At 46.3% G+C, this 15,681-nt stretch carries 12 protein-coding genes; 2 read left to right on the plus strand and 10 right to left on the minus strand.

What is annotated here, in order from left to right; translation table 11 throughout:
* Window position 1 precedes the first annotated feature (1 nt).
* Window positions 2-1,510 (minus strand): sulfatase, encoded by a 1,509-nt coding sequence (locus FH968_RS13080; protein WP_139880202.1) that lies wholly within the window; start codon window positions 1,508-1,510, stop codon window positions 2-4.
* A 24-nt stretch (window positions 1,511-1,534) separates the two neighbouring features.
* A complete protein-coding gene (locus tag FH968_RS13085) occupies window positions 1,535-2,260 on the minus strand; it encodes an outer membrane protein OmpK (protein ID WP_139880324.1) in 726 nt (241 codons plus the stop codon).
* Window positions 2,261-2,643: 383 nt separating this feature from the next.
* On the opposite strand from FH968_RS13085, the gene FH968_RS13090 reads away from it, so the two are divergent.
* Entirely contained in the window at window positions 2,644-4,338 is a 1,695-nt protein-coding gene (locus tag FH968_RS13090) for an aryl-sulfate sulfotransferase (protein ID WP_139880206.1), read from the plus strand.
* Window positions 4,339-4,437: 99 nt separating this feature from the next.
* On the opposite strand, the gene mglC is transcribed toward FH968_RS13090, so the two are convergent.
* From mglC to FH968_RS13125, 7 genes are all read right to left on the minus strand, one after another.
* Window positions 4,438-5,448 (minus strand): galactose/methyl galactoside ABC transporter permease MglC, encoded by a 1,011-nt coding sequence (gene mglC, locus FH968_RS13095; RefSeq protein WP_139880210.1) that lies wholly within the window; start codon window positions 5,446-5,448, stop codon window positions 4,438-4,440.
* 20 nt (window positions 5,449-5,468) lie between these two features.
* On the minus strand, window positions 5,469-6,989 hold the full coding sequence (mglA, locus tag FH968_RS13100; RefSeq protein WP_139880214.1) for a galactose/methyl galactoside ABC transporter ATP-binding protein MglA: 1,521 nt from the start codon (window positions 6,987-6,989) through the stop codon (window positions 5,469-5,471).
* Between the two features lie 82 nt (window positions 6,990-7,071).
* Entirely contained in the window at window positions 7,072-8,070 is a 999-nt protein-coding gene (gene mglB, locus FH968_RS13105) for a galactose/glucose ABC transporter substrate-binding protein MglB (RefSeq protein WP_139880218.1), read from the minus strand.
* Window positions 8,071-8,359: 289 nt separating this feature from the next.
* Window positions 8,360-9,382: an HTH-type transcriptional regulator GalS gene (galS, locus tag FH968_RS13110; RefSeq protein WP_139880221.1), complete on the minus strand. Its 1,023-nt coding sequence runs from the start codon at window positions 9,380-9,382 to the stop codon at window positions 8,360-8,362.
* 155 nt (window positions 9,383-9,537) lie between these two features.
* The gene (yeiB, locus tag FH968_RS13115) at window positions 9,538-10,695 is read right to left on the minus strand and encodes a DUF418 domain-containing protein YeiB (protein WP_139880223.1); all 1,158 of its coding nucleotides are present in this window, start codon (window positions 10,693-10,695) and stop codon (window positions 9,538-9,540) included.
* A gap of 20 nt (window positions 10,696-10,715) precedes the next feature.
* Window positions 10,716-11,381: a GTP cyclohydrolase I FolE gene (gene folE, locus FH968_RS13120; protein WP_139880227.1), complete on the minus strand. Its 666-nt coding sequence runs from the start codon at window positions 11,379-11,381 to the stop codon at window positions 10,716-10,718.
* Window positions 11,382-11,497: 116 nt separating this feature from the next.
* Window positions 11,498-12,622 (minus strand): YbfB/YjiJ family MFS transporter, encoded by a 1,125-nt coding sequence (locus FH968_RS13125; RefSeq protein ID WP_139880325.1) that lies wholly within the window; start codon window positions 12,620-12,622, stop codon window positions 11,498-11,500.
* A 108-nt stretch (window positions 12,623-12,730) separates the two neighbouring features.
* Here FH968_RS13125 and fghA point away from each other — a divergent pair, with 108 nt between their 5' ends.
* Window positions 12,731-13,561: an S-formylglutathione hydrolase gene (gene fghA, locus FH968_RS13130; RefSeq protein ID WP_139880231.1), complete on the plus strand. Its 831-nt coding sequence runs from the start codon at window positions 12,731-12,733 to the stop codon at window positions 13,559-13,561.
* A gap of 95 nt (window positions 13,562-13,656) precedes the next feature.
* On the opposite strand, the gene cirA is transcribed toward fghA, so the two are convergent.
* The gene (cirA, locus tag FH968_RS13135) at window positions 13,657-15,627 is read right to left on the minus strand and encodes a catecholate siderophore receptor CirA (protein WP_139880233.1); all 1,971 of its coding nucleotides are present in this window, start codon (window positions 15,625-15,627) and stop codon (window positions 13,657-13,659) included.
* Window positions 15,628-15,681 lie beyond the last annotated feature (54 nt).

The raw sequence follows: 15,681 nt of genomic DNA on the forward strand, positions 1-15,681 counted from the left end.
ATTAATTCCAGTTTACCGCTACTGGTTTTTCGCCACGGGCAGCCATCAGTGCATCATGTTCTATACTATTTTTATACTCTTCAAAATCTATCAAGAGTTTTTTCTCAACATCAGATTGCTTCCCAAGTAAATTATTTACTTCTCCAATATCATTCTTCATATTGTATAAATACTTAGGTTTCCCATTACGATCGATAATCATCTTCCAATCACCTTCACGTATGGCCCACATATCAACAGGATCATCCTGATAAGGCATGTCAATTGCCCAAATCAATGGCTTCGTTCGCGTGATTGTTTGCCCTGCAAGAATTGGTTTAATCGATTGACCGTCAATAATGCGATCTGTTGGCAGTGTAAAATTGAGCATGCTTGCTAATGTTGGTAAAATATCCAGTCCTGTGACCGGTATATCACTTACACTACCAGCCTTAATATGATGGGGATATTTTATGATAGCAGGCACACGAATCCCACCATCCCATAAGTTATCTTTTCTGCCACGCAACCCTCCTGTTTCTCCTGCCATATTGAGTTCATACCATTTTCTAGCCTCGCGCGTGACTGGCCCGTTGTCACTGGTGAAAATAATAATTGTATTATCTTCCTCACCTATTTCTTTCACTTTTTTGAGAATCTTCCCGACCTGCTCATCGAGATAACTGATGTTCGCATAATATTCTCCAGCTCCGCGCCATGGTTTATCTGCCCAATCTGCATAAAATAGATCCTGATTTTTTTTCTCATACTCACTCATATATTTACTGTATAAATCTAGATATTTTTTAGGCGAAGCTAGAGGTGAATGAACTTCTGTAAATGCAACGTACATGAAAAATGGATTATTATCTTTACGATCGGAAAGCCAATGAAGTGCTTCGTCACTGACGAGTTCGCCACTGAGCTGTTTAACTGTTCCAATTGGCTTCCCGTTTCGAACAAAACCGTTAGGATATACGACACCATAACGCGGACGTTCTTTGCTTTTTTCCAGGTCATTGGAAACATAACCACCAGCATTAACCAGAGAATAATCGAACCCCATATCTTTTGCCTGTGGTTGATCGATTCGTTCTGCGCCTGCATTTAAATGAAGTTTCCCCATCATTGCAGTATCGTAACCTTGGTCTTTTAGATAATTAGCGATGGTTTTTTCATTGCGCCCTAATGCGACATTTTTGCCCGCAGGGATCCAGGATCGAATACCTGTTCTAAATGGAGTGCGCCCGGTTAATAATCCGGCTCGAGAAGGTGAGCACAATGGCGAAGGTGCATAATACTGTGTAAAGCGCATTCCTTCATTTGCCAGAGCATCAAGATTAGGTGTCTGAACTATCGGATGTCCATAGACTCCCAAATCACCGTAGCCAAGATCATCAGCCATAATGATAATCACATTAATTTTTTTCTCAGATGTTTCTGTGGCTGGCTTAGATGTTTCACTAGCATGCAACAAGGTAGAGCTAAATAATAAAGATCCAATCATGCTCGACAACAATTTCTTTTTCATGATAATTCCTTTTAATAATTAAATTCAGAACTCATAGCCCAACATATAAATCATCTGATCGCCGAATCCGTCATATCCCAATTTATTTTCGAAATAACGCCAGGTCATACTGGCCTTCAGATGGGGGTAAAATTTCCATGTCAGTGTCAACCCACCATTAATGCCATTTTTACCGTGCTGTTGTTCGGCATAGGCATCATTACGATCAAATTCAAACTCATTCCAGTTAGATAAAACAAATTTTTCTTCCCACAGAGAAAAGAAATAAGCACTAGTCCAGCCAACTGTATATCCATTTCTTCCGCTAGCACTTTTACCACCCATTTCTTTTGATTTATAATCAGAAGATTCATTATGGAAAGCAATGTATGGTTTAAAAAAACCAGATTTCCCACTCCAGCCTAAATACCCAAGGCCATATAGCATATCTAAATCATCACTCCATTTATTATCAAACTGCCCATAGAGTTTCCCCATAAGACTAAAATCAGAACTAAGCAAGCGAATATGTGTTTGCGCAGATACAACATAATTTTGCCCTTCGATATCATGATTGAGTACGTTATTCTCATAAAAAGAATAAAATTCTCCTTTATCGAAAATGGCTCCGAAATCAGCTGTTAATTTCCATACCTCACCACGCGGCACATTTACAAAACCACTGTTCCAGTTTGCATACCCCGCATTTACAGAGCTATATGCATTCTTCAAATTTAATTCCAAAGCTTCTGTTCTTTTACAGAATGACATTAAGGAAAGTAAAGCCACAAAGGATAATATTATTGCGGTATATTTTTTATTGCTAACACCAAACATATTTAAGTTCCTTTTAATTTATTCACACCCCCACGGCCGTGCCATTCTAATTAAAGCATAGAAAGTGTTTTGTGATAAAAATCACATCAAATCTGCGTCTGACCAAGAGTGACAAAATGTGTTGTTTTTTGTTATTTAACTAATTGAATTGATGTGCTTGTTATTTGTAAAATAAAACAGGGAGAGTCATTTCATTCAGCATATTCGTTATTAACTGAACGCATAATAAAGCAGGTGAGGTTTACAAAATATTTTAGGTATGGGATAGGTAATGTGCACCTCGCCATTATTACTTTTTCAACTAAAAGGATTTCATTATGATGCTCTCAACCCCTCCCTTGCCAAACCCGCGAACTGCTATTAACCAAGGCATAGATCCAGAAGATTCACTTGTTGTCGCACACACTCAGGTATATGACAATTTACTCGCAGATATCAGCACCTTTATCACCCAAGAAAATCCAAATATCACGCTTGACCCCTATGGCACTGCCCCGCTGAGTCTCTATATTGGACTCTGGTCTGAAACAGCAGAAATAGTGAATATTACTGTTGTTGACGAAAACCTGTTGGCTCCTGCATTGAACTTCACTCAGGAAATTTCTGTGGGAGTAAATTTAATCCCGGTAGCTGGGTTATTACCGGACACCATAAATATAATTACGCTCGAGTCGTCTCTCGGGGTGAATAATTACTCGACTCTCACTAAACCGCTGCCACCAACCGATGCTCAAGATCCGCTCGGCTACGATCTCTTTCCTCAAATAACCTTGAAGAAGCCCGTTGATAACCCTGCTACACTAGCTGATGGGCTCTATTTCATATCTTGCTTTGATCGCAATAATTTAGCACTCGACTATAATGCAAATGTCCGTTGGTTTACGGTTAAAGATATCCCTTCAAATAATTTACTGCGTATCGCTAATGGTCACTTTCTCTCTTCCGCAGTGGCTCAAGATAATTATCTAAAAATGTATGAATTCGATATGATTGGTCGAATTCATACTATGTATCTATTGGACAATGCGTTACACCACTCACTCTATCAACAGTCAAATGGTTTACTGACCGGTGCTTCAGAATATGCGCTGGGTACACGCCCTGACGGTGGTACAAGTCTTGAGGATGGTGTATCTCTTATAGATCTCAATACGGGACTTGAGACAGCTTATTATGACATGGCCAAAGTTCTGGATATTTCACGTGCAACACGCCCTTCAAATGCGCCTTCCACAGACGGCAGTATTGACTGGTTGCATATCAATCAATGTTATATTAATGAGACAAATAATATTCTCGTGACCTCTGGTCGTAATCAAAGTGCAGTCTTTGGTGTCGATGTTGCGACATCCATTTTACGATTTATTATGGGAACACATGAAGCCTGGGCTTCAGATTATCTGGACTATTTACTGATCCCTGTCGATGGTACCGGAACTCCGCTATACGATTTTACAGACCCGAATGATGTTAATGAGGCAAACCAGGTATTCTGGAACTGGGGTCAACACAACGTTCTTGAGATCCATAACGATGCGGCCAATATTCTCGAGATCTCAATTATTAATAATGGCAATTATCGCTCGCGCGATGATGCTCTGAGTATTGCCCCCTGGAATAATCAAAGTCGAATTGGTCATTATCGAATCGACCTTAATACCATGACGGTACAATTATTGTCAGAGTACGAATCAGGTTCTGAGGGTTACAGCAGTCTGTGTGGTGCCAAACAAATTATGTCGAATGGCAACATTGTGGTGTGCTTCGGTGGTGCTACTTTTGATGGTACAGGCTTGGCATTCACCTGTGATCCAGGCTTTAGCGATGTTGACTATGCTGTCTGGGATGGATCAGCGGAGGGAAAATTACCGTTGCGAGAGATGGATGCAGAAGGGAATATTTTGGTTGATATCACAGTGGGCTCAGGGCTTGCGCGAACCGCAGCAGACAGCAATATGTATCGCTACAATATAACTTGCTTCCGGGCTTATAAATTACCGCTTTTTGGCTGAAATCTAATTCACTGGCAGATTCAAAAGAAAAGATAACTCATCTATCTATATAATATTTCCCCCTTACCCAATATATGGAATAAGGGGGAATGTTAATACTTACTTCTTACGGGCGTATTTCAATGAATCCAGTGCAACCGCGAAGATAATAATCGCACCCTTAATAATGTACTGCCAGTAAGGGTTTACACCGATATACGTCAGGCCGTAGTTGATTACCGTAAAGATGATTACACCGGTAACCACCCCCACAACAGTACCCACACCACCGCTGAACGACACGCCACCTACCACGCACGCCGCAATCGCATCCAGTTCGTACATAAAGCCAAGGTTGTTGGTTGCAGAACCGATACGACCTGCTTCCAGCATCCCACCAAAGGCATAGAACACGCCAGACAGCGCATAAATCATAATCAAGTTAAGAGCCACGTTTACGCCAGATACTTTTGCTGCTTCCGGGTTGCCGCCGATGGCGAAAATATTTTTACCAAAGCGCGTTTTGTTCCACAGGATCCAAACGAAGCCAATCGCAATCAACGCATAAAACGTGATGTACGAAAGCTTAAAGTTGCCCATCTTGATAAAGCCCTGGGCAAAGGTCGAGAAGCCGCTATCGAAGCCCGCAATCGGTGACGCCCCCACAAAGTCGTAATACAGGGAGTTGATACCGTAAACGATGATCATGGTGCCCAACGTTGTGATAAATGGCGTCACATTCAGATAGGCAATAATAATACCGTTCACGAGACCGATGATTGCGCCAATGGCACAAACGATTAGGATGACCAACGGAATTGGCATAGTGCTCATTTCAGGGAAAACTTTATTTACGTTCTCCATGGATTGCAGAAACGTTGCCGCAACTACCGCTGCCAAACCCACCTGACGACCCGCTGAAAGGTCAGTACCCTGAGTAACAATCAGCCCTGCCACACCCAGTGCAATAATAATACGCACTGATGATTGGGTCAGAATGTTACTTAAGTTCATCAAACTTAAAAACGTTGGGTCCTGGAAAATAATAATTGCCAGCAGTACCAGCAAAACGACATAAATGCCGCCTTCTTTCAGATAAGTTAGAAAACTTTTCTTATTTAACGCACTCATTTTTAATAGCCCCTAAATTATCAAAGATGCACAGACGCAAGACGTAATATTTCGTTCTGCGTGGTTGTTTTAGTGTCTACAATTCCCGCAACGAGACCATTACTCATCACCAGAATACGATCTGTAATCCCTAACAACTCCGGCATTTCGGACGAAATAATAATTATTCCTTTCCCTTTTTTGGCAAGCTCAGCGATTAGCTGATAAATTTCAAACTTAGCACCAACATCAATCCCACGAGTGGGTTCATCTAACATCAAAATTTCTGGCTGTGTTAATAACCAACGACCGATAATAACTTTTTGCTGGTTACCACCTGACAGCGAACCGATAGCGGTACGGTGACCGGGTGTCTTTACACGCATTGAGTCGATTACCCATTGGGTATCACTTTTCATGCGTGAGTTATCTAGCAAGCCGACTTTATTTTTATATTTACTAATATTAGAAATCAGCGAGTTAAAACCGATATCCAGGTAAGCATAAATTCCCGTAGAGCGACGTTCTTCTGTGACTAACGCAAAACCATGGTTAATCGCTTCATTCGCAGAATGGTTATTAATTTTTTTGCCGTGCAGGGTAATGGTTCCGGTAGATTTTTCGCGGATGCCAAATAATGTTTCAACGATATCAGTACGCTTTGCACCGACCAGACCCGCAATGCCGAGGATTTCCCCTTTATGTAAATCGAAGGAGATATCACGAATTGAAGGTTGGCGCAGAGAAGTCAGATTACGAACTTCCATAATCACTTCGCCTGGGACGTTTTCTTTTGTCGGGAAGCGTTGGTTCAGAGAGCGGCCAACCATCATGGAGATGATTTTGTCCATATCCAGCCCTTCTAATGGCTGGGTGGTAATCCACTGTCCGTCGCGCAAGATGGTGATTTCATCACATAACTGGAAGATCTCTTCCATTTTGTGAGAAATATAAACAATACCGCAACCACGCTCTTTTAATTTACGAATGATTTTGAAAAGGTGATTAACTTCCTTTTCTGTCAATGAGGATGTTGGCTCATCCATAATGACAATTTTGGCATTGTAGGAGAACGCTTTGGCGATTTCGATCATCTGCATTTGTGATACTGACAACGTACCAACACGGGCGCGTGGGTCAATATCAATATCCAGCTCATCAAAAATATGTTTGGTATCACGGTACATTTTGTCCTGATCGACAAATATACCTTTGGTTGGGTAACGCCCCAACCACATGTTGTCCATTACGGTACGTTGTAATACCAGGTTAAGTTCCTGGTGCACCATAGAAATACCATTTTCCAGCGCTTCTTTGGTGCTGGTGAAATTTACTTCGTTTCCCTGAAAAAGGATACTGCCGGAATCCTTGCTGTAGATCCCAAATAGGCATTTTAATAATGTCGATTTGCCCGCTCCATTCTCACCCATTAATGCGTGAATAGAATGAGGACGAACTTTCAAATTAACATTATCTAGTGCCTTAACGCCGGGGAATGATTTATTAATGTTGGTCATTTCCAACAAGAATTCCGGCGACTGATTTATAGTATTGTCGACCATAGTTGTACCTGGTTCCAATAGTGTCACTGAGTATCAGGCTTGATACCGGGCGCGAATATGCGCCCGGTAATCACTGTAAAACTTATTTGTTTGTAAATTCAGCCAGGTTGCTCTGATCAACACCGACATAAGGGATACGAACGATTTTGTTTTCGATCTTCCACTTAGTGCCTTCAGCGGCAGGCTTACCATCGGCCAGGTTTTTCGCCAAATCGAAGGTTGCTTTAGCCTGGTTGTTGGCATCGTTTAGAACGGTACCGGCCATTGCGCCAGATTTAACCAATGCCAGAGCTTCTGGCAGGGCATCCACACCAAATACTGGAATAGAAGATTTGTTGTGTGCTTTCAGCGCTTCAACAGCACCCATTGCCATCGCATCGTTGTTGGCAATAACCACTTCGATTTTGTTAGCGTTCGGGCCAGACAACCATGCATCCATCTTATCTTTCGCCTGAGCGGTATCCCACATTGCGGTATCTAACTGCAGCTGTTGGGTTTTCAGACCTTTGGTGTTCAGCTCTTTGATAACGTAAGTAGTACGTGCTTCAGCATCCGGGTGGCCAGGTTCGCCTTTCAGCAGTACGAACTGAACTTGGCCATCTTTGTTCAGATCCCAGGCTGGGTTAGCCGCCCAATGTTTAGCAATCAGGTCGCCCTGAATGATGCCTGATTCTTTAGAGTCAGTACCGACGTAGTAAGCCTTGTCGTAGCTATCCAACGCTTTGCGAGAAGGTTCTTTGTTATAGAAAACGATTGGAACGTTTTGACCACGCGCTTTTTCGATAACGGTGCCAGCAGCAGCAGGGTCAACCAGGTTGATTGCCAGCGCTTTCACACCTTTTGCCAACAGCACGTCAATTTGATCGTTCTGCTTGGATTGGTCATTCTGTGAGTCGTTCATCAGCAGTTCAACGTCTGGTGAAGCTTTTGCGTCTTTTTCGATTGCCTTGCGCACGACGGACATAAAGTTATCGTCGTATTTATAAATGGTCACACCAATACGGGTATCAGCTGCATGAGCGGTTGCGCCAAACAACATGCAAGACATAACGGCGGACAGGGTCAAAACCTTCTTATTCATGGTATCTCCGGTTTTTTGCAGGGTAGTTCTAGGGGTATTCAGGCAGGCAGCAATGTTATGAAAACGTTACTGAAAGCCGAAAATTTTCTATAATTAAAAAACTCTTCCGTGTTCGGTAACGATCCATAACTGCTTTTATTGATCTTTTTTGCTGGATACCTATAGGCAAACTGATTAATCACCGTTACATATAGTTTCAGCTGATAAAACGCTGACATCATAGTCATCGTAATGTTAATTAACTGTGAATTTACTCACAAATTGAAACCGGTTACATAAAAGACTTTGTTCAGAGAGTGATCGGTGCCGCAATTTGTCGTGGAGCCACAGAATGACGTCGTACTAAAGTTGGCATAAAACAGTGTGTTGCACCATTATCGAGCGTTCCTGCCGCGCCTTGTAACGCCAGTTCTGTTGCCAGTCGCGCCATTGAAACAATGGGGTATCGCACCGTGGTGAGTTGCGGATCGGTGTAACGCGCGATAGGAATATCATCAAAGCCAATCACTGATACATGATGTGGCACGACAATTCCGTTGTCTTTCAAAGCAGTTAATGCCCCGGCGGCCATGCTATCGTTATAGGCAAATACCGCACTGAGTTGCAGGTTGCGCCCCAGCAATTCCACCATCGCAGCTTCCCCGCCCTGCATATCGGGTGAACCCACGCCAATCCAGCTTTCCGGCGGTGTTATCCCCTGCTCGGTCATGCCGCGTAACCACCCTTCACGACGCTGTGCGTTATCTTCAATTGCATGACTTGAGGCAAGATAACCAATGCGTTGATGGCCCTGATTAAATAGCATTCGAGTCGCCATCAAAGCACCGCTGACGTTATCAAGCCCAACACATCGGTGTTCGTAACCCGGCACAATGCGGTTAACCAGCACCATACCTGGAATGTGTTCGAGGAAGTCGCTTAACTCTTGGTCACTGAGAGCTTTAGCATGAACAATCAAAGCGTTGCAGCGTTGGCGAATCAACACTTCAATCGCATGACGTTCTTTTTCTTCCTGGTGGTAACTGTTGCCAATGAGAACGTATTTGTTGTGCTCTTGCGCCACAATATCCACCGCTTTGACTAATGCGCCAAAAAACGGATCGGATACATCCATCACCACTACGCCTATGGTGTCACTGACTTGCGTTGCCAGTGCCTGGGCATTTGCATTCGGGCGATAGCCCAATTGCGCCACTGCCTGCATCACACTTTCACGGGTATCAGCACTGACCAGCGCGCTGTTATTGAGTACACGGGACACGGTCGCCACGGAGACGCCGGCGATTCGGGCAACGTCACGAATGGTGATCATAGATATCACCAGGCGAGGAAGGAGTAAGTCTCATGAATGCACCCTGTATTTGGCAAGGTGGCTATTCTGGCAGCGACTCGGGATTGACTACGTGAGGATGATCACATCAATGAAAACGGTTACATACAAATCGTTAACGTTTGTGATGTATATCATTATCTTGCTGGATGCTTCAGGGATACCCCTGCGGCCCGTGCGGTTAGCTGTCGCCATAGCCATTCTACTGGCCCCTGGCGGAAATAACGCAGCCAAATTAATGAGAACAAAATGTTAATGGCCCATACCACAGGCACAAAACCTAGCAGCGCAAGGCGGTCAAACTTCATGAACCACCCCATATGGAAGAAGAAGGTGGTACAAATCAGCGTTTGCAGCAAATAGTTCGACAGCGCCATGCGCCCGACATGAGCCACAGCATTCACTATCCGCAGACGCGACAGCTGCGGCCAGTAGCCAAATGCCAGCGCGGCATAGCCGATAGTTTGAAACGGTGCACTCAATTCACGCGGCGCTTGCAGCAAGAACGCGCACCAACGATACGTCCAACCGACATGCCATTGGGCATATATCGCCGGAATATTAATTAGCATACCGACCAAAATCAGCCAGAAACCAATGCGGCGATAATGATGCAGGCTAAACCCGCCGCGCAGCCAACCGCTGCGCATTAATGACGCGCCCACAAGCATCATTCCAGCCAATTGCCAGCCGTATTGTGCGCCCAGTGCAACCAGATTAGATGACAGCAAATCAATGCGATTAGTGATGGCCTCGCTGCCGCCGCCCAGTTTCCACCACTGTTCGTACTGCAAGTTAGCAGCATCCGGCACCCAGGAACGGTTTGGCGCATCGCCAGAAATAAATCCTAACAGCAGCAGAATTCCCACACCCGTGAGGTACAGCATCACACCCGTATTAAATAACGGGCGGATCCCCGGCGCATCACGAATCAAGCGCCAGCACACCAGCCCAACCAGACCATAGGCCAGCAAAATATCGCCATCCCACAAGAAGATAGCGTGCATGAAACCGAGCAAGACTAATAACGTCAGACGTGACTGAATCCAGCGCTTGCCACGATGTAACAACATCTGCAAACCGGCACCGAATAACAGGGCAAATAAGGTGAGAAATTTTACCTGAGCGAGAAGATCTAAAATCGCCCATGTCCAGGCATCACGATCGGTAATTGAACCGGACCAGGCTGGATTGAGGTACGCTGCCTTCGGTAAACCGAAGGCTACGATATTAAGCAACAGGATGCCGAGAATAGCGACGCCACGGACAAAATCCAGCGTAACGTTTCTCTCCATAAATCCTGCCTGCTTAACGATTAGTTGTGACGAACAGCGCGCAGAAATTCCTGGCGTGTATTTTGACTGGATTTGAACAACCCACCCAGCGACGTGGTTGTCGTTGCACTTGTTGCATCCTGTACACCACGCGCTTTCACACAATAATGGACCGCATCAATAGATACCGCCACATTGTTGGTGCCAAGCAGAGTTTGCAGAGCAATCAGAATCTGCTGCGTTAAGCGTTCCTGAACCTGCGGACGCTGCGCAAAGAATTGCACAATACGATTAATTTTCGACAGGCCAATCACGGTATCTTTCGGTAAGTACGACACCGTTGCTTTACCGTCAATCGTCACGAAATGGTGTTCACAAGTACTGGTGAGCGTAATGTTGCGCACGGTGACCATTTCATCAACCTTCATCTTATTCTCGATGACGGTGATTTTCGGGAAATTGGCGTAATCAAGGCCGGAGAAAATCTCATCGACATACATTTTAGCGATGCGATGCGGCGTTTCCATCAAGCTATCGTCGCTCAAATCAAGATTCAGCAACTGCATGATTTCCGTCATATGTTCGGCAATCTGGCGTTTGCGAGTTTCGTTATCCAGCTCACGCAAAGGTGGGCGCAGCGGTGTTTCTAAACCGCGAGCAACCAGTGCTTCGTGAACTAATGCGGCTTCTGGACTTAATGCTGACATGTTGTTTTCTCCTGCAGGTGTGACTGACCTCTACCCTACCTGGGGTAAAGTGTGCGTTCATTGTGCGTGAGCGCGGTCGCATAATCCAGTAGTGCGAACGATAATTATTGAAATCGTCAATACCTTCTCCAGACCAGACCGCCACCAATCAGTAATGCGAATCCGGCGACATACAATGCTGGCTCGAGCTGTCCGGTGAGCGACGTCGATAATGCCGATAGCATCGGCCCAACCAACTGCCCCATCGCATAGCCCGTCGTCAGGAGACCTGCCAAATAGCGAGTATGCTTTGGTGCCAGTTCGCGGCCATAGAGCAGCGACAATTGCACCGCACACAAGAAGCCACCGCCCACCAGCAACGCTCCCAGAACCAGCCCAGTCATGCCGGGAATCATACCTGAGGCGAATACCCCGAGCGCCTGTATCCAGAGAACCAGCGCCAGGCGTTGATGGCTTTGTAACCAAAGTCTTGCAGCAATACCGAGTAAAATCCCGCATACCGCCGCACCGCCGAATATCGGCCAGACGAATTGCGCGAACGCACTGCAAGGAAAACGTGCGCTGGCCATCTGCGATAAGAACGTCGCGGGCAGAATATAGCCAAACCCTGCGAGGCTATAGCTCCACACTAATCGTTTGAGCTGTGGCGTTAAGACCAAAGGTTCCGGTGCTGTTTCTGGGCGATGCAACTCCCCTTTGCATGGTAAGTTGCGGGCAATAAACACAATCAATAACAACGCCAGAACGCCGTAAACCAGCCATGCATAGCTCGCTGATAATCCATAGCTGTGGATGGCAACCGCCAGCAATCCACTGATAAATATCCCGGCTCCGGGGCCTGCGAACACCGCAGCACTTAATCCCGGCTTGCCTAAATGTGCCAGTTGTTCATTGCTCCAGGCGGCAATCAATACCATCGCCCAGCCGCTAGCTACGCCGATGAGAAAACGTACCAGCGCATGCCACAGTGCGGAATCCACGGCTGCTGAAAGTAGCGTTAAAACGACCGCACCCCAGACGCCAGCCATTAAACGTAACTCTACACGCCGATGCGTACGCATGGCATCCCACGCGCCAACCAGATAACCAAGGTAGTTAATCGCCGCTACCAAACCCGCACTGGTTAAGGTAAGTTGCCCTTCAGTTATCATCCGCGGGACTTGCGGGGTAAACGCAAAACGGCCAATGCCCATTGCGACTACCAACACCAGAAATCCCGTCAACGCGATACGTGCCGCCACACCGCCCCCGATTGTTACGATTTCGTTGCCAGCATGATGCAGCATGACTAGACTTGGGTGAAGTGAAACTTGTTCATTGATATTGAATATAAATAAGGATCCGTCTTAATGGAGCTCCTCGAAGAACACCGATGTTTTGAAGGCTGGCAGCAGCGTTGGCGCCATAATTCCACGGCACTAAAATGCCCGATGACGTTCAGTATTTTTCTTCCAACACCGCGTACCACTCCTCCTCCCGTTCTGTATTGGCTGTCTGGTTTAACGTGTAACGACGAAAACTTCACCACTAAAGCTGGCGCGCAGCGTGTCGCGTCTGAGTTGGGAATTGTGCTGATTATGCCAGACACCAGCCCACGCGGCGAAAATGTGCCGAATAACGAAAGTTACGATCTCGGCCAGGGAGCAGGTTTTTATCTGAATGCCACCGAACAACCGTGGGCGCAGCATTTCCGCATGTACGACTATATCAACGACGAGTTACCAGCTCTGATTGCCGATAACTTCAGCATCAGCGATAAAGCGTCTATCTTTGGGCATTCGATGGGCGGCCACGGTGCTTTGAGCATCGCGTTGAAGAATCCGGGACGTTATTGTTCAGTTTCCGCATTTGCACCGATTGTTAATCCGACACGCGTGCCATGGGGGCAAAAAACCTTTGCCGCTTATTTAGGGACTGATGAAGAAAAATGGCGCGAGTGGGATAGCTGCTGCTTATTGATGCAGGTCGATTGCGCGAATGCCATTCCCATTCTTATTGATCAAGGCGACGCCGATCAGTTCCTTGCAGATCAATTGCAACCGGCACAATTCGCGGAAGTTGCACGCCAAAAGAATTGGCCGCTGACCTTGCGCGTGCAGCCAGGTTACGATCACAGCTATTATTTCATTGCGTCGTTTGTAGAGGATCATTTGCGATTCCACGCTGAGCATTTAGCGTAACAAGAAAGTCGGATGTCGCTCTCGCTAATCCGACCTACAAAACCGCAATTGTAGGGTGGATTAGCGCAAGCGACATCCACCGCTAACTCTCTAAATTAGAACGTGTAATCCACCGCCATAAAGTAACGACGGCCATCTTCGTTGTAACTGTAATCATCACGACTCAGATCTTTATCGCCCAGGTTCATGACACCCGCACGTAGTTTGATAGCTTTCGTTGCCTTCCATGCCGCGCCCGTGTTCCACACCACATAACCGCCAGGCGTTGCTTCACCGTCGGTGGTGGCACGTTGTTCACCGGTATAGTTTGCAGAAACGTAGAATGACCAATCATCCAATGGCGCCCAATCAACCGTACCGTTTGCAGTATGGAATGGTAACGAGGCCAATGGTTTATTGCCACCGCCACTCAAATCACGGCCATCGTTGTAGGTGTAGTTCAGCGTCAGTTTCCATTGCTCGCTAAACGGCACTTTCAACTCGGTTTCGACACCACGAACACGCGCTTTGTTGACGTTGTAGTATTTAAAGATTGGGCGGCCAGCACTGTCAAAACCAACAAAGTTAGGATATGACGGAGCCTGGCTGATGTTCGAAGTACGATTAATATCAATCATATCGTCGAGGTTATTTTGGAAAGTCGTGATGCTGCCGGATACGCCGTCCAGTAAACCTTCATCGCCTGCGTAGTACAGACCGAATTCGAAACTTTCACTGGTTTCTGGTTTCAAATCTGGCGTGCCCACAATCTTACAAGAACCACGGCAGGAGTTACTGGTCCAGTCTGGGCTTAGCTGTAATAAAGAAGGTGCTTTAAACGCCGTTGCCCAGCCACCTTTCATGGTAACAGTGTCTGTTGCGCTATAGACCAGGTACGCACGCGGGCTCCAGTGGTCACCGTAGGTTTCGTGGTCGTCCATACGCACGCCAGTGGTCAGCGCGAGCGGTTCGAAAATCCGCCATTCATCTTCCACAAACAACGCATACTGGCTGGCAGAGGTTTCAGTGCTGTTGCTTCCGGTAAGGTTTACCGGGTCAGTCAGCTTATCGTGTCGCCATTCGCCACCAAAGGTCAGCAGCTGGTTAATTTCACCCAATGGCAGAACCAGTTTGCCATCCAGGCTGCTATTACGTGAGGTAATAGGCGAGCTATTGCCAGGATTGAGGTTATCAATCTTGTCACCGTAGAAACGCAGTTCGGTATTACCGTAATCCCAACGACCATTATGGGAAATAGAGTAATCCTGGCGTTCCATGCGGTTTTTATTCAAAGAGTCGGAATCGCGGTCCTGGCGGTCAAAGCCATAACCAAAGCTCATGTCCTGGTTTTCAGTTGGTGTTAGAGAAAACTCAGCGCTCCCACTGCGCGTGGTGAAGCCTTCAATACGCGGCGTTTCACCCGTTGCGGCGGTGCTGGAAGGTTCTGGTTTGTCTTTCTCGCGCTTACCAAGGTTGCCGTATACTTTCACCCCGAGCAGATCGTCAATGATCGGGCCGCTGGCGAAGAAGTTGCTGTTATAGGAATCACCGCGATCGCGATCTTCCTGAAGGGTTGTATCCGCCGTGACGGTGCCGTGCCAGGCTTTGCCTACTTTGCGCGTAATGATATTAACCACGCCACCTAACGCATCTGAACCGTATAGCGAAGACATCGGCCCACGCACCACTTCGATTCGCTCGATGGCATCCACCGGGATCCAGTTGAGGTCAAAATCGTTATGACGGAACACGGCATTACGGGAGTTAACGCGTTTACCATCGACCAGGATCAGCGTGTAGCTGCTGTCCAGACCACGAATACTGACGCCCTGACGGTTATCCCCTTCATTGGTAAGTTGCACACCCGGGACTTCCTGCAAGACATCTTTCAGGTTCTGGATAGGTTTCTTTTTCAGGTCTTCTTGAGTGATAACGCTAATACTGGCAGGGGCATCTTTGAGGTTTTGCTCGGTAGCAGAAGCTGTAACAACCATAGTGTCTTCACGTTCTTCGGCAATTACCGGAAACGCAGCACTGATTATTGACGCGCAAAGTCCTCCCCGGACGATGGGATTCAACCTTAACATTCCTTTCTCCATGAGGTGAATAGCAAACAAAATAGATGGATTGCGCTCACATTC

Source organism: Buttiauxella sp. B2, from assembly GCF_006376615.1.
GTDB lineage: Bacteria > Pseudomonadota > Gammaproteobacteria > Enterobacterales > Enterobacteriaceae > Buttiauxella.

Bases quoted from the DNA above. Each gene is read 5' to 3' on its own strand.
- galS (WP_139880221.1), bottom strand. From the start codon at position 9,382: ATGATCACCATTCGTGACGTTGCCCGAATCGCCGGCGTCTCCGTGGCG.
- fghA (WP_139880231.1), top strand. From the start codon at position 12,731: ATGGAGCTCCTCGAAGAACACCGATGTTTTGAAGGCTGGCAGCAGCGT.
- FH968_RS13090 (WP_139880206.1), top strand. From the start codon at position 2,644: ATGATGCTCTCAACCCCTCCCTTGCCAAACCCGCGAACTGCTATTAAC.
- mglC (WP_139880210.1), bottom strand. From the start codon at position 5,448: ATGAGTGCGTTAAATAAGAAAAGTTTTCTAACTTATCTGAAAGAAGGC.
- FH968_RS13085 (WP_139880324.1), bottom strand. From the start codon at position 2,260: ATGTCATTCTGTAAAAGAACAGAAGCTTTGGAATTAAATTTGAAGAAT.
- cirA (WP_139880233.1), bottom strand. From the start codon at position 15,627: ATGTTAAGGTTGAATCCCATCGTCCGGGGAGGACTTTGCGCGTCAATA.
- FH968_RS13080 (WP_139880202.1), bottom strand. From the start codon at position 1,510: ATGAAAAAGAAATTGTTGTCGAGCATGATTGGATCTTTATTATTTAGC.
- mglB (WP_139880218.1), bottom strand. From the start codon at position 8,070: ATGAATAAGAAGGTTTTGACCCTGTCCGCCGTTATGTCTTGCATGTTG.
- mglA (WP_139880214.1), bottom strand. From the start codon at position 6,989: ATGGTCGACAATACTATAAATCAGTCGCCGGAATTCTTGTTGGAAATG.
- folE (WP_139880227.1), bottom strand. From the start codon at position 11,381: ATGTCAGCATTAAGTCCAGAAGCCGCATTAGTTCACGAAGCACTGGTT.
- yeiB (WP_139880223.1), bottom strand. From the start codon at position 10,695: ATGGAGAGAAACGTTACGCTGGATTTTGTCCGTGGCGTCGCTATTCTC.